Genomic DNA, 20895 nt, shown 5'->3' on the forward strand with positions numbered 1-20895 from the left:
ATCAGAGCGGCAGCGGATCGTCCCCGGCGACGGCGCAGATCCGCTGCACCACCGCGGGCTTGGGCACCGACAGCTCGCCCTGTTCGAAGGCCACCACCTGAAGCCTGCCGCGCACCGCCTCCAGCAACTCTCCCCGCCGCAGCAGGAAGTCGGGAGAGGACGGGCGGCCGAAGCGGGCATTGCCATCGGCGAAGGTCTCGTATATCAGCACGCCGCCCGGTTCCAGCGTCGCCAGGATGGCGGGGAAGAGCGGGCGGTGCAGGTAGTTGGTGACGACGATCCCGGCGAAGGTGCCGTCAAGCGGGAGGGAGGTGGGAGAAATCCCCGAGTCGCCGCTTTCCAGGTCTGCCTGAACGAGGGTGACGTTCGTGCCGCCCCCCAGGTCGGCGACGCCGCCGAGGTCGCGGTCCAGCCCCACCACCGGATGGCCGAGGCGACGGAACAGGCGCAGATGCCGTCCGCCGCCGCAGGCGAGGTCTAGCACCGGCCCGCCCGCCCGCACCAGCGGGGCGAATCGCTCCACCCAGGGGGAGGGCGGCGACAGCGGATGGGGTGTGGGCATGGAGAAATTCCCTTATCCGGACTTTTTTCGATGGTGTCGGGAACGATATCACAGGAGGTACGCGCGTATGGCCCGTCCGGCGTTTGACGGCGCGGCCCAGCCGTGCTGAATTAGGGCGATTCCCGAGTCGCGCCGCAACCCGGACCGGCGTGCCCGGACTTGTCTTTCCTGCTGCGGGTCAGTTGGGGCTTGTGGGGATATGATCCTCTTCGCGTTGAGATGCTCGGCCGACCACCAGTTCGAAGCGTGGTTCCGCAACGGTGCCGCCTATGACGAACAGGCGGCGGGCCATCAGATCGCCTGTCCGATCTGCGGCGACACCGTGGTCGGCAAGGCGCCGATGGCCCCGCGCATCGCCAAGGGCGTCGCCAAGGCCGCCGACCGTGCCCGCGAACAGGCCGAGGCCGTTGCGGCCAACGCTCCGTCGATGACGCCGCCGGCTGCTCCCGCCACTGCGGCACAGCTCCCCCTTCCGGCACCGATCCCCGCGCCGGTCCCGCTGCCGAACGCCGCCGATGTGGTCGCCGCCCTGCCGCCGAGTCTGAACGACGCCCAGCGCGAGGCGGTGGCAGAGGTGATGCGGCAGCTGACCGAGGTGCGGCGCAGTGTGGAGAAGAACTGCGACTATGTCGGCGACCGTTTCGCCGAGGAGGCGCGGCGCATCCATTACGGCGAGACCGACCCGCGTGGCATATATGGCGAGGCGTCGGACGAGGAGGTTTCCGAACTCCACGAGGAAGGTGTGACATTTCACCGCATCCCCTGGATTCCGCGCACCGATTCCTGAAGGGCAGCCGGTCCCGGCAGGGTGGTGCCACCGCGCGGCCCTGCCATTGAGTCCCAACGAAACCGTTTGAAAAGCTGACTGTTTGAAAGGCGCGCCCGGCAACGGGGGCGCCTTTCCCGTATGGCGCTACAGCCTTGCCCAGGCTTGCTTTTTCGGGGCCGTCCGCCCCCTCGGCGCCCACCCCATCGACCAAGGTAGGGGGTGCGCCCAACAATGATCTGTATCAAACAATTGGGCAGGTCAAGGGCGTACGAATTACGGGAAGAAACCCGGACGCGACCGCCCGGACGGCAAATGCCCGCAGGTCCAGAAGACCCTGTCTTGCCAGAAGATCCTGTCTTGATGGATCGCAGAAGCTTGCCGGCACTCGATGAGGGGACGCACATGAGTCAAAGCGCACAAAGGATTGTGAACAATCCAAAGTTCCAGGAACTGGTGGCGAAACGGTCCGCCTTCGCCTGGACTTTGTCGATTGCCATGCTGGTCATTTATTTCGGTTTCATCCTGCTGGTGGCGTTCGGGAAGTCGTTCCTGGGTACGCCGATCGGCTCCGGCGTCACGACCTGGGGCATTCCCATCGGCGTCTTCACCATCGTGTCCGCCTTCATCCTGACCGGCATCTACGTGCATCGGGCGAACGGCGAATTCGACGAGCTGAACCGCCAGATCCTGGAGGAGTCGAAGTGATGCGCGCCATCCACTCCCGCATTGCGGCCGGTACGACTGCTGCAACCGGGGCGGCGCTTCTGCTGCCCACCGGCGCCATGGCCGACGCCATCGGCGGTTCGGTGCAGAAGCAGGCGACCAACTGGTCGGCCATCCTGATGTTCCTGGCCTTCGTGGTGTTCACGCTGGGCATCACTTACTGGGCGGCCCGCCGTACCAAGTCGGCCAAGGACTTCTACGCTGCCGGCGGCGGCATCACCGGCTTCCAGAACGGCCTCGCCATCGCCGGCGACTACATGTCGGCCGCGTCCTTCCTGGGCATCGCCGGTCTGGTGTACGCCTCGGGCTTCGACGGCCTGATCTATTCGGTGGGCTGGCTGGTCGGCTGGCCGATCGTGCTGTTCCTGATCGCGGAGCGGCTGCGCAACCTCGGCAAGTACACCTTCGCCGACGTCGCCTCCTACCGCTTCCAGCAGACGCCGATCCGCACCCTGTCGGCTTGCGGCTCGCTGGCCACCGTGACCTTCTACCTGATCGCCCAGATGGTTGGTGCCGGCAAGCTGATCCAGTTGCTGTTCGGTCTCGACTATCTGGTCGCCGTCATCCTCGTCGGCGTCCTGATGATCGGCTACGTCACCTTCGGCGGCATGCTGGCAACCACTTGGGTGCAGATCATCAAGGCGGTGATGCTGCTGTCCGGCGCGTCCTTCATGGCCTTCATGATCCTCGCCAAGTTCGGCTTCAGCCCCGAGGCGATGTTCAAGGCCGCCGTCGAGATCCACCCGAAGGGTCTGGCGATCATGTCGCCCGGCACGCTGGTGTCCGATCCGATCTCGGCGATCTCGCTGGGCATGGCGTTGATGTTCGGCACCGCCGGTCTGCCGCATATCCTGATGCGCTTCTTCACGGTGTCGGACGCCAAGGAAGCCCGCAAGTCGGTCTTCTACGCAACCGGCTTCATCGGCTACTTCTACATCCTGACCTTCATCATCGGCTTCGGCGCCATCCTGATGATCCTGGCTCCCGACGCCAACGGTGCCTACCCGTTCCTGACGGCCGGCCCGGCGGCCGGCGCCAAGGCGGCGATCACCGCGATCATCGGCGGCACCAACATGGCGGCCATCCATACCGCCCACGCGGTCGGCGGCGACCTGTTCTACGGCTTCATCTCGGCGGTCGCCTTCGCCACCATCCTGGCGGTGGTCGCGGGTCTGACGCTGGCCGGTGCCTCGGCGGTCTCCCATGACCTCTACGCCTCGGTCTTCGCCAAGGGCCGTGCCAACGAGGCGGACGAAATCCGCGTGTCGAAGATCACCACGGTCGTCATCGGCATCGTTTCGATCATCCTGGGCGTCGCCTTCGAGAACCAGAACGTTGCCTTCATGGTCGGTCTGGCCTTCGTCATCGCCGCTTCGGCCAACTTCCCGATCCTGCTGATGTCGATGTTCTGGGGCAAGATGACCACCCGTGGCGCCGTGATGGGCGGTGCGCTCGGCCTGATCTCGGCGATCGTCCTGCTGGTCTTGGGGCCGACCGTGTGGAAGGCCGTGCTGGGCAATCCGGCCGCGATCTTCCCCTACGACAACCCCGGCTTCTTCACCATCCCGCTCGCCTTCGCCGGTATCTGGTTCTTCTCGATCACCGACAACAGCGCGCAGGCCCAGAAGGAGCGCAAGGACTTCGAAGCCCAGTACATCCGGTCGCAGACCGGCCTGGGTGCCGAGGGTGCCTCCGCTCACTAAGCGGTTGCCCATCGAGCGATCAAGCGTTCGAACGAACCGGGCGGAGCGACAAGAACAGGGAAGGGACCGCGTCTCGCACCGCGTCCCTTCCCCCCTTCGGGGAAGGCTCAAGCCCGTGCGGTGACCGAACCACGCCGCCAAATGTCGCACCCGCTACCGGCCTCGGGCCCGGCGGGTGTATCCTGGAAAGCGCCTCCGGATCCTATCCGGAGGCGCTTTTTTATGCCCGCTTTTCCCGATGCCCCGCCCTCCTGTGACGGAGCCTGCCCGTGCAGCACGCGATGCCGACCGCCTCCCCGGACTTCGATTACGGCCAGCCCCCCTTCGACCTGCTGACCGACGATCAGCGGACGGCGCTGGCGGGGGCGCTGGACATCGCGCTCTACCCGCGTGACGCGGTCCTGCTGTCGCGGGAGGAGCCGACCGATGCGATGTTCGTCGTGCTGCGCGGCACCGTGCAGGAGCGCCGTGGCGGTGAGGTGGCGGCGGTCCACGGACCCGGCGACCGTTTTGGCTTGCAGGCCCTCTATGGCGCCGCGGGTGCCGGCGCGGGCGGCAGTACCGCCCGGCGTTTCGTCGCGGCTGAGGAGTGCGCCTGTCACCTGATCCCGCGCCCCGCTCTGGAAGCGCTGGCGGCGGAGAATCCCGAGTTCGGTGCCGCCATCCTCGGCGATTTCGCCCAGCGCATGCGCGATCTCGCGGCTTTGCGGTCCAACCGCGAGATGGCGGCGCTGACCATGGCACGCATCCGGCAGGCCTATCTCCACCCGCCGCTGTTCGTCGACGCCGCCGCCAGCCTGCGCGATGCGGCCGAGGCGATGCGGCAGAACCGCGCCAGCAGCGTGCTGGTGCGCGGAGCCGATGGAGCGGCGGGCATCCTGACCGGCACCGACCTGCGCGACCTCGTGGTGCTGGACGGCCGGCCGGTGAGCGAGCCGGTCGGGCCGCTCGCCCGCTACGGACTGCTGACGCTGGATCGCGACGACCTGCTGTTCAATGCGCTGGTGCTGATGACCAAGCATGCGGTGCGCCGGGTGGTGGTGACGGAGAACGGTGCCATCGTCGGGCTGTTGGAGCAAAGCGACCTGTTGGCGGTGCTGTCCAACCATTCCCAGGTCATCGGGTTGCAGGTGGAGCATGCCACCGACCCCGCCGACCTGCGCCGGGCCAGCCGCTCCATCGTCGAGCTGATCCGCACCTTGCATGCCACCGGGGTCAAGGTCTCCTTCATCGCCGATCTGGTGACCGAGCTGAACCGCCGAATCTTCCGCAAGCTGTTCGAACTGCTGGCCCCGCCGGACCTGCTGGCCAACAGCTGCCTGATCGTGATGGGCAGCGAGGGGCGTGGCGAACAGCTGCTGAAGACCGACCAGGACAACGGCCTGATCCTACGCGACGGTTTCGACTGTCCCGACCTGCCGAGGTTCGCCGCCGACTTCACCCGCCATCTCGTGGAGTTCGGCTATCCGCCCTGTCCCGGCAACATCATGGTGTCGAACCCCGAATGGACGCGGCCGCTCGCCGGCTACAAGGACGCGCTGTTCAACTGGGTCCACCGCCCGGACGAGGCGGCGCAGATGAACCTCGCCATCTTCTACGACGCCGCTCCGGTGGCCGGCGACGCCACGCTGCTGGCCGAGGCCAAGGACTATCTGCTGAGCCGGTTGCAGGACAACCAGATGTTCTTCACCCAGTTCGCTCGCCCGGCCCTGTCCTTCGACACGCCGAGCGGCCTGTTCGCCGCCCTGTTCGAGCGGCGCCGGGCGGAAGCGGTGGACATCAAGAAGGCCGGCATCTTCCCCATCGTCCATGGCGTGCGCGCGCTGGCGCTGGAAAAGCACCGGGCGGAAACCAACACGGTGGAGCGCATCCAGGTGCTGGCCGAATTGGGGGCGCTGGACCGCAAGATGGCCGCCGATCTGGTGGAAGCCTTCACCATCCTGTCGACCATCCGCCTGAAGGCGCGCGTCGATCTTCCCGATGACGGGCCTGAGGGGGAGGGAGCGGAACTGGCGATCGACAACCTCGTCCACCCGGACCGGCTGGGCAAGCTCGACCGCGACCAGTTCAAGGACTGTCTGGCCCTGGTGAAGAGCTTCAAGGAGCTGATCGCCCATCATTTCCGCCTGAACCATTGAGGCGGCGACCATGGCGCATTCAGATCACACCGACGCAGACCGCCGGGAGCATGTGGCGGTCCATTGCGAGGCGACCAGCTTCGACCCCGAGTCGGCAACGCCGCTGACCTTCGCCGCCATCCGCATCCGCGGTCCCCGCATTTTGACCGGCAGCGCGCTGCGGCTCCATCCCGGCAGCGATACCGGGATGGCCGAGGCCGGCGACCTGCTGCATGCCTTCATCGGGGGCCGGCCGCTGGTCGGCTATTACTTGGATTTCTCCGTCGCCATGGCGGAACGCCTGACCGGCCGCCCACTGCCGGAAGAGCGGACGGAGGTGTCGAGCCTTTATTACGACCGCAAGATCCGCAGCCTGTCGAAGCAGGCGGTCGACCTGCGGCTGGACAGTCTGGTCCATGATCTCGACCTGCCGGTGCGGCCCGACGGCGCCTTCGGCATCGCGCTGACCGCAGCGATGGCGTGGCTGCGGCTGACGCAGGATGGGCGCTGAGGAGACGCGGACGGGTCAGAACCCGATCCGCTCCACCTCGAAGGCACGGTCGTGGGTCAGCGATGGCACCATGCCGCGGGCTTCCGCGATGCGGTCGAGGTCGAGGTCGGCGATGATGAAGCCGACATCGGTGCCGGCATCGGCCAGCACCTCGCCCCACGGCGCGATCAGCAGGGAATGGCCGTAGGTCTGGCGGCCCTGGTCGTGGCTGCCGGTCTGGGCCGGGGCGACGACGAAGCAGCCGTTCTCGATGGCGCGGGTGCGCAGCAGCGTGTGCCAGTGGGCGCGGCCGGTCGGCACGGTGAAGGCGGCCGGCACCGTCAGGATCGACGCCCCCGCCTTGGCCAGCGCCCGGTAGAGATAGGCGAAGCGCACGTCGTAGCAGACGGTCATGCCGATGCCGCCCCACGGGCTGGAGGCGACAACCGCCCGTTCGCCCGGCCGGAAGGTGGCCGACTCGCGGTAGGATTCGCCGTCCTTCAGCGTGACGTCGAACATGTGGATCTTGTCGTAGGAGGCGACGACCCGCCCCCCGGCGTCGAACAGATAGCTGCGGTTGGCGGCGCGTCCGTCCTCCAGCAGGACATGCAGGGTGCCGCCCAGGATCCAGGCCCCGGTCTCCCGCGCCAGATCGGCGAAGAAGGGAATGCCGGGATGCTCCGCCTCGCTGCGGACGCGCTGCATGGTCTTGTCGCGGCCCTGGACGATCCAGCCGACATTCTCCGGCAGAGCGATGAAGTCCGCCCCGGCATCGCGGGCACGGCGGACGAGATCGCCCGCCGCCCGCAGGTTCGGCTCAAGCTCCGTGCCGGCATTTACCTGGACGCAGGCGGCCCTCAGCACGCCGGTGCCGGCGGCGCCCCCGCTCACGCGGCGATGCCGAGCAGCGGGTCGAGCTTACCGGCGCGGTCCAGCGCGTGGATGTCGTCGCTGCCGCCGTACGGCTTCCCATCGATGAAAATCTGCGGGACGGTGGTCCGGCCTTCCGACCGCTCGATCATCTCGCTACGGCGGCCCGGCTGGGCGTAGAGGTCGATTTCCTCGTATGTCACGCCCTTGCCGTCGAGCAGGCTCTTGGCCCGCATGCAATAGGGACAGAAGGGCGTGGTGTAGATGACGACGTCGGCCATGCCACTGGGCTCCTTTTGGACGTGGAGAAACTATAAGGTCAACCCACGAGGGGCGCCAGACGTTGCAGCCCGCGTGCAACGCCGGTCAGCGTCGCCGGCCGCGGCCCTTTTCAAGCGTCAGCGGTGCACCACACGCGCCAGGGTCAGCACGTCGACCCGGGCCGCCCCGGCGCGCAGCAGGACCCGCGTGCATTCCGTCAGCGTCGCCCCGGTGGTCATCACATCGTCGATCAGCACCAGCCTCTGTCCCGTCACCTGGTCCTTTGCCGACTGTCCCGGCCGCAGCCGGAAGGCGCCCTTGACGTTGCGGTGGCGCCCCTGACGGTCCAGCCCGCCCTGGGTCGGGGTGGACCGGTGGCGTTGCAGCAGGTCGGGCGCGGTAGGGATGCCGCTATGCCGCGACAATGCCTGCGCCAGCAGGGCCGCTTGGTTGTAGCGGCGGCGGAACAGGCGGGCGCGGTGCAGCGGCACCGGCAGCAGCCGGTCGGCATCCCCCAGCAGCTCCTTGCCGGCCCGTGCCAGCCAGACGCCATAGGATTTGGCGGCATGGATGCGGTCGCCATGCTTGAAGCCGAGAACCAGCGGCCGGCTGCCGTCGTCATAGGCCAGCACGGCGCGGGCGCGGGCGAAAGGCGGCGGGGCCGCCAGACAGGCACCGCACAGCGCGCCCTCCTGCGCCTCATATTCGAAGGGAAGGCCGCAGCAGGCGCACAGCGGCGGGGCGATGAAGGTCAGCTTGACCCAGCAGGCCGCACACAGGCCGCCCTGCCGGTCCACCGCCTCGCCGCAGCTGAGACAGCGCGGCGGCAGCAACGCGTCCAGCAGCAGGGTCGCCGCACCGCTTGCGATGCGGCCAAGTCCGGCGAGAGAGGCGGGCGCCTGCATCGGCCGGACTCGTCACTGCAGCATGGCGATGCGTTCGAAGATCACTGCCGTATAGTCGCGCAGCGCCAGATAGATCGCCGGGCCGGTGACAAACAGGATCAGCAGCGTGGCGAAGAACTTCATGTCCTGCTGCAACGACGATTCGTTGATGTTGGTGGCGCTCTGGAACAGCATCAGCCCGGCCGACAGCAATGCCGTGATGCCCAGTGTCGGCAGCGAGATTTTCAGGATGACCATCAGCGCTTCGTGACTGACGGAAATAGCCTCGTCGATGCCCATTCCGATGCCTGTCCGGTTTTCCTCCCATTCGGGAGCGCTGCTGTGGAGAAGGTGGCTGAGCTGCGAGTGTAGCACGGTTGTCGCGCCGCCGGGCTGGGGTATAGTGCGGCCATGACAAGCTCCGACAGCATGACCGTCTTCGACCGTGCGCTCGTCCGCCGCCGCCGCGACCGCGCCGTCGCCGAATTCACCGACCACGCCTTCCTGTTCGAGGAGATCGCCGACCGCCTCGCCGACCGGCTGGAGGACGTGATCCGTCCCTTTCCGCTGGCGCTGGACGTCGGCTGCCACGATGGGGCGATGGGCCGGATCCTGAAAGGCCGCAAGGGGATCGAACGGCTGGTCGCCTGCGACCTGTCGCCGGATTTCGCCCGTGCCGCCCTTGATCCCAGCAACCCCGCCGTCGCTGCCACCGTCGCCGCCGACGAGGAGTTCCTGCCCTTCGCCCCCGGCTGCTTCGATCTGGCCGTCAGCAATCTCAGCCTGCACTGGGTCAACGACCTGCCGGGCGCCCTGGTTCAGATCCGGCAGGCGCTGAAGCCCGACGGCTTCTTCTGCGCCTCCATGCTAGGCGGCCAGACCCTGGCCGAGCTGCGCCGCTGCCTGTACGAGGCGGAGATGGAGGTGTCGGGCGGCGTCTCCCCCCGCGTATCGCCCTTCGCCGAGATCAAGGATGCCGGCGGGTTGCTGCAACGCGCCGGCTTCGCCCTGCCGGTGGTCGACAGCGACGTGATCACCGTCACCTATTCCGACGCCTTCGCCCTGATGCGCGAACTGCGCGGCATGGGCGAGACCAACACTGTGTTGGCCCGCCGCAAGGTTCCGGCAACCCGCGGGCTGCTGTTCGACGCGGCCCGGCGCTATGCCGAGCTTTATGCCGAGCCGGACGGGCGGATCCCGGTGACCTTCGAAGTGCTCTATCTGGCCGGCTGGTCGCCGCACGAGAGCCAGCAGCAGCCGCTGAAACCCGGCAGCGGGCAGGTTCCGCTGGGCGACGCGCTGAAGGGCGGTGGCATCCACTGAAACAGGGGCAGGGGCTGGTTTACGCAACCAGCTTCCAGGCCATCCAACCCAGCACCCCGGCGTTCACCAGCATGATCGCCGGGGCGACGCGGGCGACCGCGGTGCGCCAGGTGCGGCCGGCGATATGGCCGGCCAGCCCGACCGCCAGCAGGCTCGGCACCGTGCCGAGTGCGAATGCCGCCATGCCGAGTGCGCCGGTCAGCGCACTGCCGCTCGCCGCCGCCACCGCGATGGCGCCATAGAGCATACCGCAGGGAATGAAGCCCAGCGCCACCCCCAGCCCATAGCCGCGCCAGCCCGTCGGGTTGCCGAACAGCGGCCGGGCGAGGCCGGACACCCGCTCGCTCCACCAGCGCTGCACTCCGTTGCTCCCCAACGATGGCGCCTTGGGCAGCCAGGACAGGGCGCCGCGCGCGGCGTAGCCGAGGAAGAACAGCGCCGCCAGCGCCAGCAGCGCCACCGACAGCCAGCGCAGTCCCGGCAGCGCCCCGACATGGCCGGCGACCGAGGCCGACAGCGCGCCGACCAGCGCATAGGTCGTCGCCCGGCCGGCGTGATAGGGCAGAACCGCGGCCCCGGTCAGCCGCCGGAACTCCGACATTGCCGACAGCGGCACCCGCTCCAGCCGCGCCGACACCTGGGCCAGCACGAAGGGGCCGCACATGCCGGCGCAATGGGTGGTGCCGCCGACCAGTCCGGCGGTCAGCAGGGCCAGCAACAGCCCGCCGTCGCGGTCGATGACCACGGCACACTGGTTCAGTGCGGCATTCAGCAGCGACAGGGCGTCCAAGGCAAAGCCTCTCCGGTTCGGGAACTGGCGGCGATCTTAGGGGGAGGGGAGGGGCCTCCCAATGACGTGGGTCAATGGCGGGTGGGCTTGCCGGAGTGTGGGGGAAAGCGACCGCGGGGAGTTCAGCGGGAAATCTCAGTGCTGGTCGCTTAACCCCACGCCCTTACGCCAGCAGGCGGGCGATGGGCGGGCGGCTGGGATGGAGGACGACGCCGTCGTCGGCCGGTTCGACCTTCGCGTCGGGATAGGCGGCCAGCGCATATTGCAGGGCCTGGACGAAGCGCGGCTTGAAATGCTTCATCTGGTCATAGCCAGCACCGAACTGCGCATAGAGCGACGGCCAGGAGATCGGCTGCGGCCGGCTCAGCGAATGCAGCCTGTAGGCGAGCCAGACATAGAGATCGAGGCTCAGAGAGCGATCCTTCAACTGCCGCACCGCTTCCTCCAGCAGGGGAACCGGATGGTCGCGCAGGGCCTGGAAGAAGGTCTCGTCCAGCTGGACCACGTCGTTCCACAGCGTGCCCTGGCGGTCGTCGCCGAGAGCGTCGTGGAAGATCAGGCCGCGCTTGACGATGCCGCCCTTTTCGAAGACGTCGGCATCCTCGCCGTCCCAGAAGAACTTCAAGGAGCAGGCGGAGATGCGTAGCGACTGTTCGCGGAAGCCGCGGAAGGTCTCGCCGCCGACGCTGATGCCCATCCGGGTCAGCCAGTCGCGCATGGAGCGGCCGAGTTCGACTTCGCGGCGGCCGGTGCGCACAGCCTGGGTTTGCAGATAGATCAGGATCATCCGCGCCCGCGCGCCATAGGGCACGCCGAACAGCTTCATCTTGCCGTTCACTTTCAGCCGGCCCGGTTCGACCAGCAGCGTCACCTGATGGCCGCGCTTTTCCCAGGGCATGTCGTCGGCCAGCTTCTTGTGCGGCAGGCTGGTCAGGCAGAAACCGCTGTAGGTGATGCCGAGATGCTGGTTCTCGTCCGCCAGGATGTCGGCGGCGATGTCCACCAGCGTCCGCTCTTCGGGCCGGACCAGGGCGCGCGCCTTGTCCCGGCCATGCTCGATCACGAGCCTGTGTATGTCGCCCATGGCGCCCTCACCCAGATGTTGTGGCATCCTGGTGAGCGGCGGCCGATGGAGTCAATGTGGGGTTAGGCGACCGTGCTAGTCGACGGTTAGTTGTTAGACTTATTAGTTGAGTCGCCGCTTGTCCCCATGGGGAAACCCCGAGTCGCGCCGCTTTTCCCCACGAATCCGCCGCTTTTCCCCAAGGGGAGCAGGGTGGACAAAGGGGGACGGTCGCTTTTCCCCACGGGCTGGCAGCGACGACTCGCGACGGTTGCGGAGGGACTCGGGGCGAGGCAGGCGGTCGCTTAACCCCACGGACGGGGAACCGGGCGGGAACCTGTCCGTCGGCGATGTCCCCACCCGCCTCCTGGCTGCGCCGCCTCAATGGCTCATCAGCACCGGAACAGTCATGTGCTGCAACATGAAGCGGGTCATGCCGCCCAGCACCAGTTCGCGGAAGCGCGAACGGCCGTAGGCGCCCATCACCAGCAGGTCGCAGCTTTCGTCGGCGGCCATGTTCAGCAGGGTGTCGCCGGGCTCCACCACGTCGGTGGCGACATGGGTGGCCTCCACGCGGCAGCCGTGGCGGGACAGATGGCGGGCGATGTCGGCGCAGGGCTCGTCGCCCAGGCCGTTCGGACCGGGCTTCGGATTGGCGGCCATCACCACGACGCGCTTGGCGGCGGTCAGCAGGGACATGGCGTCGCCGATGGCGCGCGCCGCCTCGCGGCTGCCGTTCCAGCCGACCAGAACCCGCTCGCCGATGCTGGAGAAACGACCGGCATAGGGCACGACCAGCAGCGGCCGGCCGCATTCGAACAGAAGGTCCGCCGGCTGGGCGACGAGCTGGTCGCGGTCGCGGTCCGGATCGGGCTGGCCGACCACGACCAGATCGGCGTAGCGGCCACGCACCGCGGCGGCGATGGTCGGATCGGCTTCCTGCGCCAGCCATTCGGAGCGGTCGGTTATGCCATGAAGGCGCACGACGTCGTCGAAGGCCGCCTGCATCCGGTCCGTCTGGTCCTTGCGGCTCTGGCGGCGGCTTTCGCGCAATTCCTGGGGGAATTCGGCTTCGATGTAGCCGGGGAACACCGTGTCGGTGAAGGCATAGAGCGCGGTCAGGTGCGCATCGCACCGCGCCGCGAGCCGTGCTGCGAGGTCGAGACGCGCTGCGGACGCGGGCGTATCGTCGACGACGACCAGGAAGTCCTTGAGAGCCATGGCGTGGTTCCTGCCCAGAATGGTGATGGTTGCCCATCATTGGAGGCTTTTCATCATGGGATTTGCGGTAAGGCGGCGCCGGGCCGGGCGACATCCTCGACGTCTTGTCCCCACTTGTCTTGGCAGTATAAATCCGCGCCTGTCCGCCGATGTCCTTCCATTACAGGGCACAGCCATGCCTTTGCCGCGTTCCTGCACCGCACAAGACTGATCGTCCGCTGAACATTCAATTTGGGATGCAATCGCAGGCCGCAGATACCCCGATAAAAAATGAAATCCATTACTCTATTCGCACAGTGAGGAACAGAAAATCAGGATTGTGCGTTCGGCGATGGTGCAACCCGCGCTTGAATGAATACTATGATATGCCCATGGATATGCCGCCGTGTCTCCGATGGATGGGCTATAGAAACGTTCAAGCTCTGTTGCACTAAGGCAGCTTTGGTTTTGACGGGCGGGTGACACTTCGCGTAAGTGTTGGGTATCGATTTCCTGATGAGTACCCCACTCTATCCTCGCCATGAGTCCTGATCCCCGAATCACCGCGCTGGCCGACGCTTTATCGGGTGCCACATCCGGCGCGCCGGGGCTCGACGCCCTGCGTCAGATTCTCGACGCCATGACGGTGAAGGTGGCGTTGATGGACCCGCAGAGGCGGCACATCTACGCCAACCGCGCCTATCTGGAGATGATGGGGACAACTCTGGAGAAGGCGGTCGGCACCACCATCGGCGACCTGCTGGGGCAGGACCAGCTACGCAACACCGTCGGGGCGGCCAAGCGCGCGCTGGCGGGCGAGACGGTGCAGACGGAAGGCTGGATCACCCAGGCCGACGGCCAGCAGCGTTACGTCACGCGGCTTCATGCGCCGCACCGGGCGGAAGACGGCGCCATCACCGGCTATTTCGTCATCCTGCAGGACATGACCGAACGCCGTCAGGTGCAGGACGACCTGTTCCGCCTCGCCTATTACGACCCGGTGACCGGGCTGGCCAACCGCCTGATGCTGCTGAAGCACATGGCGGACTACCGCAACATGGGCGAGCCCTTCACCCTCGTCATCCTGGACATCGACCGCTTCGCGGAAATCCGCAGCAGCATGGGCCAGGGCTTCGCCAACGAGGTGCTGGACGGTCTGGCCCAGCGGATGGCGGCGCAGGCCGCCGCCTTCGACCTGATCGCCCGCGTCAGCGACCATGCCTTCGCCATGCTGGCCGGCGGCGCCTGCGACCGGCCGGTGCTGGAAGGTGCCATCGAGGAGCTGGCGTCGGTGGTACGCTCCGCCCGTTCCAGTTCGGGCGGTACGGTGTTCCTGTCCGCCAGCATCGGCGTCGCCATCGCGGCGCCGACCCACGAACGTCCCGACGACGTGCTGCGCGATGCCGAGATCGCCACCGCCCGCGCCCGTGAACAGGGCGGCGGGCGGCAGGCCTGGTTCGACCCGGCAATGCACTCCCATGTGGTCGAGCAGGTGCGGCTGGAGCACGACCTGCGCAGCGCGTTGGACAGCGGCAGCGACCTGTGGGTCGCCTATCAGCCGATTGTGGAGATGGTGACCGGCGGGCTGGCGGGGTTCGAGGCGCTGATGCGCTGGAACCACCCGGAACGCGGCAACATCCCACCCGGCATCTTCATCCCTATCGCCGAGAGCACCGGTCTGGTCGTGTCGCTCGGCACCTGGGTGCTGCGGCAGGCCTGTTTGCAGATCGCGGAGTGGCAGGACCGCCGCGAACCGGGCTCCGCCCCGCTGTTCATGAGCGTCAACCTGTCCACCCACCAGCTGTCCGACCCCAACTTCGTCCAGGTCGTGCGCGAGGTTCTGCGCGAAACCGGGGTGGAGCCGTCCTGGATCAAGCTGGAGCTGACGGAAAGTGCTGTCATGGACAAGGCGGAACAGTCGATCCGCCTGCTGCGCGATCTGCGGGCGCTGGGCATCAAGCTGTCGATCGACGATTTCGGCACCGGCTATTCGTCGCTGTCCTACCTGCACAAGCTGCCCATCGACAGCCTGAAGGTCGACCGCTCCTTCGTCTCCGCCATGCACCAGTCGGAGGAAAACCGCGCCATCGTCCGCATCATCATGGATCTGGCGCGTCTGCTGGGCTTCGACGTCATCGCCGAGGGCATCGAGACCAGCGCCGACGCCAACCTGCTGCGGGCGCTGGCCTGCGACTATGGCCAGGGCTACCACTTCGCCCGACCGCTGCCGTCGGCGGATGCCGGCAAGCTGGTCGGCGGGGAGTTGCCGTGGCAGATGCCGCGGTGAGGGTGGCGGTCTGACGCCACCTTCCGTCTTTTATTTCCCCCGAACGAATTTCGGCGTCCCCGCCGTGCCGGGCAGCAGGCGGATGGCGTAGGGGCTGGTGCGCATCTGCGCCACCGCCTGGGCGGGGCCGGGCACCATCTCGTGATAGCCGACGATCAGGTCGGCACCCTTCTGCTGCACGCTGTCGATGGCGACGCCGTAGCCGGCGCTGTCGCGCGGCCCCAGGAACACCGCCACCGCCATCCGCCCGCCGGGCAAGGAGGACGGGGCCGGCTCGCCGACCCGTGCCCACAGGGCCGACCATTCGCCGCTGTCGCGGGCGACGACATAGGCGCGCTCGGCGGCGCTGCTGTGGTCGCCCTGCCAGACGGTGCCGGCCTCCGCCTGCGCCGGCAGCAGGTTGCCGTCGGCACGGTCGTTGCCGCCCTGGCAGGAGGCCAGCAGAAGGGCAGGGGCGAACAGCAGCGGGATCAGATGCGGGATCAGGCGGGGACGGGACGGCAGCTTCATGGGACGGTCAGGCGCTCCGCGGCAGGATCGTCTCGACCAGCGACGCCCAATAGCTGGCGCCGGTGGTCAGGATCGCGTCATTGAAGTCGTAATGCGGGTTGTGCAGACGGCAGGAGGACCCAAGATGCCCGCCATGGCCGAGCCAGACATAGGCACCCGGCCGCTCCTTCAGCATGTAGCCGAAATCCTCCGCCGCCATGGTCGGGTCCGGCGCCCAGACCACATTCTCCTCGCCCACCACCTTGGCGGCGGCGGCGGCGGCGATGCGCGCCTCCGGCTCGCTGTTGACCGTGGCGGGATAGCCGGGGCGGAAGCGCAGCTCTGCCGTGGCACCCAGACCTTCGGCGATGCTGGTGACGAGGCGGCCGAACTGCTCCTGGATGCGGCGGTGGTTCTCTTCCGAGAAGGTGCGCATGGTGCCGCGCATCCGCGCGCTGTCGGGGATGACGTTGGCCGCGGTCCCGGCCTCCACCACCGTGATCGACACGACCGCACTCTCGGCCGGGTTGGTGCCGCGGCTGACCAGGCTCTGCGCCGCGGTGACGATGTGGGCCGACACCAGGACCGGATCGATGCCGCGATGGGGCATGGCGGCGTGGGCGCCATGGCCGGTCACATGAATTTCGAACTGGTTGGCCGCGGCCATCACCGGGCCGGGATGCACGGCGATCCGGCCGGCCGGCAGTTCCGGCCAATTGTGCAGGCCATAGACCTGCTCGCAGTCGAACTGCCGGAACAGCCCGTCGTCGATCATCCGCTTCGCCCCACCCAGCCCTTCCTCGGCCGGCTGGAAGATGAAGTGGACGGTGCCGTCGAAGTTGCGGGTCTCCGCCAGATAGCGGGCGGCACCCAGCAGCATGGTGGTGTGCCCGTCATGGCCGCAGGCGTGCATCTTGCCGGCATGGCGCGAGGCATGGTCGAAGTCGTTGGCCTCCGGCATCGGCAGCGCATCCATGTCGGCGCGCAGACCGATGGTCCGGCCGCTGCCGGTGCCCAACCCCGTCAGCGTGCCGACCACGCCGGTCCCGCCCAGGCCGCGATGCACCACGATGCCGAACTCCGCCAGCTTCGTGGCGACGATGTCGGAGGTGCGCTTTTCCTCAAACCCCAGTTCCGGGTGGGCGTGGATGTCGCGCCGCCACGCGGTCATGTCGTCCTGGAAGGCGGCGATGCGGTTGTTGATCGGCATGTCTCTGACGTCTGGTTAGAACGGCCGGATGGCGTTCGGGGAAAACCGGGCGAGGAAGGCTGAGGGTCGAGGATCGTCCGCTCAGCCGGAAGCGGCCAAATCGGGAACCGCCATTCCGCGCTGGACCGCCGGTCTTGCGGCGACGGTGTCGTGCCAGCGCTTCAGGTTGGGGAACCGCTCCAGCAGTCCGCCGCCCGCCACCGCCGCGGCGGCGATGAAGGGGAAGCAGGCGATGTCGGCGATGGAGTAGGAGGCGCCGGCCAGATGCTCCGCCGCGCCCAGGCGCTCCTCCAGCGCCGCATAGCAACGCATCAGCTCGCCCTTGTACAGGTCGATGGCATGGGGGATGCGGTCGGGGGAGCGGGCGGCGAAGCGCTGCATGTCTATGGCGGTGGGGCCGAGGTCGCTGATGCCCAGCATGAACCAGCTCATCGCCTCCGCCCGCTCGTCCTCATCCTCGGGCAGCAGCCGGCCGGTGCGCTCGGCGAAATGCAGCAGGATGGCGCCGGAGCCGAACAGGCGCCGCACCCGCCCGCCCGGAAGCTCTTCCGCCAGCGCCGGGATCTTGGTGATCGGGCTGACCGCCAGGAAGTCCGGCCGCTTGTTCTCGCCGGCGGCCAGATCGACACGGTGGATGGTGTAGGGCAGTCCCAACTCCTCCAGCAGGATGGAGGCCTTGCGTCCGTTGGGCGTGGGAAAGCTGTAGAGCGTGAGCATGCTGCGACGGTCCCTGCGCTCCGTCCGGGGGCATATCCCCGGGAGCGATGGCGCCAGTCTGGCCGATTTGCGCGGCGAACGCCAGCGAGAGCACTGCCGCTCCGGTCCTACTATCCGTCAGGGCTGGAACAGCGGGGCACAGCCGTCCGGCTTGACGATGCGCGTGGCCGACGGCGGGTTGGCCGCCAGCTTCGCCGCCGGGCGGATCGGCCGCCGCACCAGCTCGCCCCCGCAGTTCGGGCAGCGCTCCCCCGGCAGCCGGGCGCGGCAATCGGCGCAGAAGGTGCATTCGAAGGAACAGATATAGGCGTCCGTCGCCTCGGGCGGCAGGTCGCGGTCGCAGCATTCGCAGTTGGGGCGCAGGTCCAGCATGGCACGGTCTCCGGCTCGGGGGTGTGCCAGGGAGAATAACGGGCTTCGTGCGCCGGGGTGAGTGGCGCTGTTGCCGATGGGCGTCCAAATCCTGCCAAAACGACAGGCGCTTCCGTACTCTACCTCGGGTGAGGCTACATCGCCTCGGCCCGGCGGCCGAACAGGGCGCGCAGCTTGCGGCCGATGGCGCCGCCCAGCATGCCGTGGCCGCCCCCCGCCTTCGGGAACCAGCCGGGATCGTCGGTCTGGAAGCGGCGGACGACATGCACGAAGGCATCGACGACGTCGGGGTCGAAATCGCGGCCCGACCGTTCGACGATCCAGGCCATCGCGTCCTCAACCGCCCAGGCGCTGCGGTACTGGCGGCTGGTGATCAGCGCGTCGAACACGTCGGCCACCGCCATGATGCGGGCGCCGATGGGGATGGCGCTGCCGCGCAGACCCTCCTGATAGCCCGATCCGTCGTAGCGCTCATGGTGGTAGCGCGCGATCTCCGCCGCGATGGACAGCAGCGACCGGCCGCGCAGCGGCACCGCCGCCTCGGCCAGGATGCGGTGGCCGATCTCGGTATGGCGCTGGATCATCTGCATGTCGATGCCGGTCAGCTCGCCCGGCATCCCCAGCGTCTCGTCCGACACGCTCAGCATGCCGACATCGTGCAGCAGGGCCGCCAGCCCGACCTTCTCGACGAAGTCGGCATCAAGCTCGTCCCGGAACTTCTCGCGCCGGTGCAGCTCACGGGCGATGGAGCCCACCAGCTTCTCGATGCGCTGAAGATGGCCAGTGGCGGCGTTGTCCTTGTATTCGGCCAGCGCACCCATCGCCAGGACGGTCGCCTTCTGCGAGGTGTTCAGTTCTTCGATCAGCAGGGCGTTCTCGAAGGCGATGGAGCATTTGTTGCGGAACAGCTCCATCAGCTGCCATTCGCGGGCGGTGCCGTCGTTGCGGCCCTCGACATAGATCATGCCGGTGATGCCGCCGTTGGCGCGCAGGCGCAGCGCGCAGAAATCCGGCTCGATGATCGTCTCGCTGCTGGGCGACAGCCGCTCCAGCGCCGCCTCCACCCGCGGTTCGCCAAGCTCCGCGACCTCCACGTCCTTCCACTTGGCGAAGCGGCCGGTGGAGGCGCGCACACGGATCTTTCGGTCGCGCGGCAGCGTGTCGCCCTGGATGCACAGAAGCGCATGGTGGCCGATGCCGAGCAGTCCGACGACGCGCGGCAGGATGTTGGGGAACAGCACGTCGGGCGTGCGCATCTCCAGCAGGCCGGTGGTTGCCACCAGCATGCGGGCTAGCCCCTTGCGTCCCGCCGCCAGCGCCTGGAGGCTGGCGAAAGTGCGCAGCTGGCCGGCGACGGCGGTGCGCAGTGCGCGCGGCGTCAGTTCCGCCTTGACCCGCCAGTCGCCGACGTCGTTGGCGGCGATGGCCTCATCCTCGCTTCCGGTATCCGCGCTCCCGGTTTCCGAATCCCGCTCGTCGGTGCAGACCAAGATGCGGGTGCGCTGGTTGCCCAGTTCGCGCCGCAGATAGGCCACCAGCTCCAACCCCGCTTTCGGGCCTCCCAGCGCAGTTTCCAGCAGGATCAGGGCGGTGTCGGGATGCCGCTGCAGGGCATCCCGCGCCTCGGCGGCGGAGGTCGCGCCGGTCAGGTCGACCCCGGCGCCGTCGATCGACAGCCCCTCCACCGCCGACCGTGCCTTGGCCAGCAGCGACGGATCGGAATCGACGACCAGAACCTTGAACGGTGGTTTGGCAACCGGACCGGCCATCTCCGGCCGTGCATCGTCGTGGCGCATGGCATTCCCAGCGGTTGCGCGCCTTCGGTGCGCGTCCGGCAAAGTAATCCCATTGCGTAATTCATTCAACCGGCGACAAGTGCCGCCAACACCTCCGACGCCAGCAGGCTGGGGTTGACCGGCTTGGAGATCACCCGCGACACGCCCAGCTTGGCGAAGGCGGCGGAGGTCAGTTCGGCCGGCACCTTGTCGTCGATGGTCGACAGGATGACGACCGGCATCTCCGGACGCAGCGTCCGTGCGGCCTTGATGACCTCGAACCTGTCATGGTCGGGCATGATGATGTCGGTGAGGACGAGGTCGAACCGTTGGACGTAAAGGATGCCGATGGCTTCCGGGGCGCTGGCGCACAGGGTCAGGTCATGGCCTTCGCGGGTTAGGATCGCGCGGATCAGGTTGCGTGTGACCGGATCGTCGTCCACCACCAGTAGCTTGGCCATGCCAGTCCCTGTCGCGTTCATGCCGGGCACAGGTATAGCGTGACCCCCCGGTTACGCCAGCGGCAAGTTTATGACCCCCCATTGTGCTTATGCGTGTCAAAATGTTACGCGACGAGCAGGGCGGCCTGTGAGAAACGAGCCTGCACCGGCCCGGCGGTCTTGGAATGGTCAGTCCGTTTGGGGTAGTGTCCGCCCGCACCCCACGGACCAACAACGAGCAGACGCAAGACCGATGTTGCTTCCCAACGCCGTCCGCCGATTTGCCGGGGCCGTCTTTGCCGGTTCTGTCGTCTCTTCCATCCTCGCCGCCGGCTTTCTGGCCGCCGGCGTGACCGCCGCGCCGGCCGCTGCGGCCGACCCGCGCCATCTCGGCACCTTCAAGGACTGGAACGCCTTCCTGTTCGAGGAGAAGGGCCAGAAGGTGTGCTACATCTCCAGCCAGCCCAAGAAGTCGGAGCCGAAGGCGAAGCGCGGCGACATCTATACGCTGGTCACCCACCGCCCGGCGGAAAAGGCCCTGGATGTCGTCAGCGTCATCGTCGGCTATCCGTTCAAGAAGGGCAGCGAGGCCGAGGTCAGCATCGACGGCAAGGACTTCAAGCTGTTCACCGACGGCGAGACCGCCTGGGCCCGCGATGCCGACGCCGACCGCGCCGTGACAGCGGCGCTGCGCAACGGCAAGCAGATGGTGGTGAAGGGCGTGTCCGGCCGTGGCACCAAGACGACCGACACCTACAGCCTGGCCGGCGTCGGGCAGGCTTATGACGCCATCAACGAGGCCTGCGCCGTGAAGCGCTGATCGCCGCAGCGGATTACTTGGTCTTTTTGC

The 20895-nt window shown here is 67.7% G+C and carries 22 protein-coding genes; 8 read left to right on the top strand and 14 right to left on the bottom strand.

Annotated elements, in window-relative coordinates; translation table 11 throughout:
- Position 1: 1 nt before the first annotated feature.
- Entirely contained in the window at positions 2-562 is a 561-nt protein-coding gene (locus tag ABNQ38_RS24005) for a class I SAM-dependent methyltransferase (protein WP_377808364.1), read from the bottom strand.
- Between the two features lie 199 nt (positions 563-761).
- Here ABNQ38_RS24005 and ABNQ38_RS24010 point away from each other — a divergent pair, with 199 nt between their 5' ends.
- From ABNQ38_RS24010 to ABNQ38_RS24030, 5 genes are all read left to right on the top strand, one after another.
- Positions 762-1349: a DUF1178 family protein gene (locus ABNQ38_RS24010; RefSeq protein ID WP_377808365.1), complete on the top strand. Its 588-nt coding sequence runs from the start codon at positions 762-764 to the stop codon at positions 1347-1349.
- A gap of 384 nt (positions 1350-1733) precedes the next feature.
- Entirely contained in the window at positions 1734-2036 is a 303-nt protein-coding gene (locus ABNQ38_RS24015) for a DUF485 domain-containing protein (protein ID WP_098738812.1), read from the top strand.
- Positions 2036-3757, top strand: a complete 1722-nt coding sequence (locus ABNQ38_RS24020; RefSeq protein WP_377808366.1) for a cation acetate symporter — start codon at positions 2036-2038, stop codon at positions 3755-3757. Before ABNQ38_RS24015 ends, ABNQ38_RS24020 begins: the two co-directional genes overlap by 1 nt.
- Before the next feature lie 269 nt (positions 3758-4026).
- On the top strand, positions 4027-5895 hold the full coding sequence (locus ABNQ38_RS24025) for a DUF294 nucleotidyltransferase-like domain-containing protein (RefSeq protein ID WP_377808367.1): 1869 nt from the start codon (positions 4027-4029) through the stop codon (positions 5893-5895).
- Between the two features lie 10 nt (positions 5896-5905).
- On the top strand, positions 5906-6385 hold the full coding sequence (locus ABNQ38_RS24030; RefSeq protein ID WP_377808368.1) for a DNA polymerase III: 480 nt from the start codon (positions 5906-5908) through the stop codon (positions 6383-6385).
- A 15-nt stretch (positions 6386-6400) separates the two neighbouring features.
- Here ABNQ38_RS24030 and ABNQ38_RS24035 read toward each other — a convergent pair whose 3' ends face one another.
- From ABNQ38_RS24035 to ABNQ38_RS24050, 4 genes are all read right to left on the bottom strand, one after another.
- Positions 6401-7255: a carbon-nitrogen hydrolase family protein gene (locus tag ABNQ38_RS24035; protein ID WP_377808369.1), complete on the bottom strand. Its 855-nt coding sequence runs from the start codon at positions 7253-7255 to the stop codon at positions 6401-6403.
- Entirely contained in the window at positions 7252-7515 is a 264-nt protein-coding gene (gene grxC / locus ABNQ38_RS24040; protein WP_014248998.1) for a glutaredoxin 3, read from the bottom strand. The genes ABNQ38_RS24035 and grxC overlap by 4 nt, the downstream gene beginning before the upstream one ends.
- A gap of 117 nt (positions 7516-7632) precedes the next feature.
- Positions 7633-8400, bottom strand: a complete 768-nt coding sequence (locus ABNQ38_RS24045; protein WP_377808370.1) for a ComF family protein — start codon at positions 8398-8400, stop codon at positions 7633-7635.
- Positions 8401-8412: 12 nt separating this feature from the next.
- Entirely contained in the window at positions 8413-8679 is a 267-nt protein-coding gene (locus tag ABNQ38_RS24050) for a flagellar biosynthetic protein FliQ (RefSeq protein ID WP_377808371.1), read from the bottom strand.
- Positions 8680-8790: 111 nt separating this feature from the next.
- On the opposite strand from ABNQ38_RS24050, the gene ABNQ38_RS24055 reads away from it, so the two are divergent.
- Entirely contained in the window at positions 8791-9702 is a 912-nt protein-coding gene (locus ABNQ38_RS24055) for a methyltransferase domain-containing protein (RefSeq protein ID WP_377808372.1), read from the top strand.
- Between the two features lie 19 nt (positions 9703-9721).
- On the opposite strand, the gene ABNQ38_RS24060 is transcribed toward ABNQ38_RS24055, so the two are convergent.
- The 3 genes from ABNQ38_RS24060 to ABNQ38_RS24070 all read right to left on the bottom strand — a co-directional run bounded on the left by ABNQ38_RS24060 (position 9722) and on the right by ABNQ38_RS24070 (position 12776).
- On the bottom strand, positions 9722-10492 hold the full coding sequence (locus ABNQ38_RS24060; protein ID WP_377808373.1) for a sulfite exporter TauE/SafE family protein: 771 nt from the start codon (positions 10490-10492) through the stop codon (positions 9722-9724).
- 163 nt (positions 10493-10655) lie between these two features.
- On the bottom strand, positions 10656-11576 hold the full coding sequence (locus ABNQ38_RS24065) for a replication protein RepA (protein WP_109051836.1): 921 nt from the start codon (positions 11574-11576) through the stop codon (positions 10656-10658).
- Between the two features lie 360 nt (positions 11577-11936).
- Positions 11937-12776 (bottom strand): universal stress protein, encoded by an 840-nt coding sequence (locus tag ABNQ38_RS24070; protein WP_377808374.1) that lies wholly within the window; start codon positions 12774-12776, stop codon positions 11937-11939.
- Between the two features lie 520 nt (positions 12777-13296).
- On the opposite strand from ABNQ38_RS24070, the gene ABNQ38_RS24075 reads away from it, so the two are divergent.
- On the top strand, positions 13297-15042 hold the full coding sequence (locus ABNQ38_RS24075) for a putative bifunctional diguanylate cyclase/phosphodiesterase (protein WP_377808375.1): 1746 nt from the start codon (positions 13297-13299) through the stop codon (positions 15040-15042).
- Positions 15043-15072: 30 nt separating this feature from the next.
- Here the strand turns inward: ABNQ38_RS24075 and ABNQ38_RS24080 are convergent, their stop codons facing one another.
- The 6 genes from ABNQ38_RS24080 to ABNQ38_RS24105 form a co-directional block, all read right to left on the bottom strand.
- Complete coding sequence (locus ABNQ38_RS24080) at positions 15073-15552, bottom strand: protease complex subunit PrcB family protein (RefSeq protein WP_377808377.1); 480 nt, start codon at positions 15550-15552, stop codon at positions 15073-15075.
- A 7-nt stretch (positions 15553-15559) separates the two neighbouring features.
- Complete coding sequence (locus ABNQ38_RS24085) at positions 15560-16741, bottom strand: M20 aminoacylase family protein (protein ID WP_377808379.1); 1182 nt, start codon at positions 16739-16741, stop codon at positions 15560-15562.
- Positions 16742-16822: 81 nt separating this feature from the next.
- Complete coding sequence (locus tag ABNQ38_RS24090; protein ID WP_377808380.1) at positions 16823-17458, bottom strand: glutathione S-transferase family protein; 636 nt, start codon at positions 17456-17458, stop codon at positions 16823-16825.
- Between the two features lie 117 nt (positions 17459-17575).
- On the bottom strand, positions 17576-17830 hold the full coding sequence (locus ABNQ38_RS24095) for a DUF1272 domain-containing protein (RefSeq protein ID WP_377808381.1): 255 nt from the start codon (positions 17828-17830) through the stop codon (positions 17576-17578).
- Positions 17831-17964: 134 nt separating this feature from the next.
- A complete protein-coding gene (locus ABNQ38_RS24100; protein WP_377808382.1) occupies positions 17965-19626 on the bottom strand; it encodes an HD domain-containing phosphohydrolase in 1662 nt (553 codons plus the stop codon).
- Positions 19627-19691: 65 nt separating this feature from the next.
- A complete protein-coding gene (locus tag ABNQ38_RS24105; protein ID WP_377808383.1) occupies positions 19692-20066 on the bottom strand; it encodes a response regulator in 375 nt (124 codons plus the stop codon).
- 232 nt (positions 20067-20298) lie between these two features.
- On the opposite strand from ABNQ38_RS24105, the gene ABNQ38_RS24110 reads away from it, so the two are divergent.
- On the top strand, positions 20299-20865 hold the full coding sequence (locus ABNQ38_RS24110; protein ID WP_377808384.1) for an invasion associated locus B family protein: 567 nt from the start codon (positions 20299-20301) through the stop codon (positions 20863-20865).
- Positions 20866-20895: the final 30 nt, after the last annotated feature.

Origin of the sequence: Azospirillum sp. A29 (assembly GCF_042604625.1) — a bacterium.
GTDB classification, from domain to species: Bacteria; Pseudomonadota; Alphaproteobacteria; order Azospirillales; family Azospirillaceae; genus Azospirillum; species Azospirillum palustre.

Bases quoted from the DNA above. Each gene is read 5' to 3' on its own strand.
- ABNQ38_RS24010 (WP_377808365.1), top strand. From the start codon at position 762: ATGATCCTCTTCGCGTTGAGATGCTCGGCCGACCACCAGTTCGAAGCG.
- ABNQ38_RS24110 (WP_377808384.1), top strand. From the start codon at position 20,299: ATGTTGCTTCCCAACGCCGTCCGCCGATTTGCCGGGGCCGTCTTTGCC.
- ABNQ38_RS24030 (WP_377808368.1), top strand. From the start codon at position 5,906: ATGGCGCATTCAGATCACACCGACGCAGACCGCCGGGAGCATGTGGCG.
- ABNQ38_RS24095 (WP_377808381.1), bottom strand. From the start codon at position 17,830: ATGCTGGACCTGCGCCCCAACTGCGAATGCTGCGACCGCGACCTGCCG.
- ABNQ38_RS24020 (WP_377808366.1), top strand. From the start codon at position 2,036: ATGCGCGCCATCCACTCCCGCATTGCGGCCGGTACGACTGCTGCAACC.
- ABNQ38_RS24070 (WP_377808374.1), bottom strand. From the start codon at position 12,776: ATGGCTCTCAAGGACTTCCTGGTCGTCGTCGACGATACGCCCGCGTCC.
- ABNQ38_RS24065 (WP_109051836.1), bottom strand. From the start codon at position 11,576: ATGGGCGACATACACAGGCTCGTGATCGAGCATGGCCGGGACAAGGCG.
- ABNQ38_RS24015 (WP_098738812.1), top strand. From the start codon at position 1,734: ATGAGTCAAAGCGCACAAAGGATTGTGAACAATCCAAAGTTCCAGGAA.
- ABNQ38_RS24055 (WP_377808372.1), top strand. From the start codon at position 8,791: ATGACAAGCTCCGACAGCATGACCGTCTTCGACCGTGCGCTCGTCCGC.
- ABNQ38_RS24100 (WP_377808382.1), bottom strand. From the start codon at position 19,626: ATGCGCCACGACGATGCACGGCCGGAGATGGCCGGTCCGGTTGCCAAA.
- ABNQ38_RS24085 (WP_377808379.1), bottom strand. From the start codon at position 16,741: ATGCCGATCAACAACCGCATCGCCGCCTTCCAGGACGACATGACCGCG.
- ABNQ38_RS24005 (WP_377808364.1), bottom strand. From the start codon at position 562: ATGCCCACACCCCATCCGCTGTCGCCGCCCTCCCCCTGGGTGGAGCGA.
- ABNQ38_RS24105 (WP_377808383.1), bottom strand. From the start codon at position 20,066: ATGGCCAAGCTACTGGTGGTGGACGACGATCCGGTCACACGCAACCTG.
- ABNQ38_RS24080 (WP_377808377.1), bottom strand. From the start codon at position 15,552: ATGAAGCTGCCGTCCCGTCCCCGCCTGATCCCGCATCTGATCCCGCTG.
- grxC (WP_014248998.1), bottom strand. From the start codon at position 7,515: ATGGCCGACGTCGTCATCTACACCACGCCCTTCTGTCCCTATTGCATG.
- ABNQ38_RS24090 (WP_377808380.1), bottom strand. From the start codon at position 17,458: ATGCTCACGCTCTACAGCTTTCCCACGCCCAACGGACGCAAGGCCTCC.
- ABNQ38_RS24075 (WP_377808375.1), top strand. From the start codon at position 13,297: ATGAGTCCTGATCCCCGAATCACCGCGCTGGCCGACGCTTTATCGGGT.
- ABNQ38_RS24045 (WP_377808370.1), bottom strand. From the start codon at position 8,400: ATGCAGGCGCCCGCCTCTCTCGCCGGACTTGGCCGCATCGCAAGCGGT.
- ABNQ38_RS24050 (WP_377808371.1), bottom strand. From the start codon at position 8,679: ATGGGCATCGACGAGGCTATTTCCGTCAGTCACGAAGCGCTGATGGTC.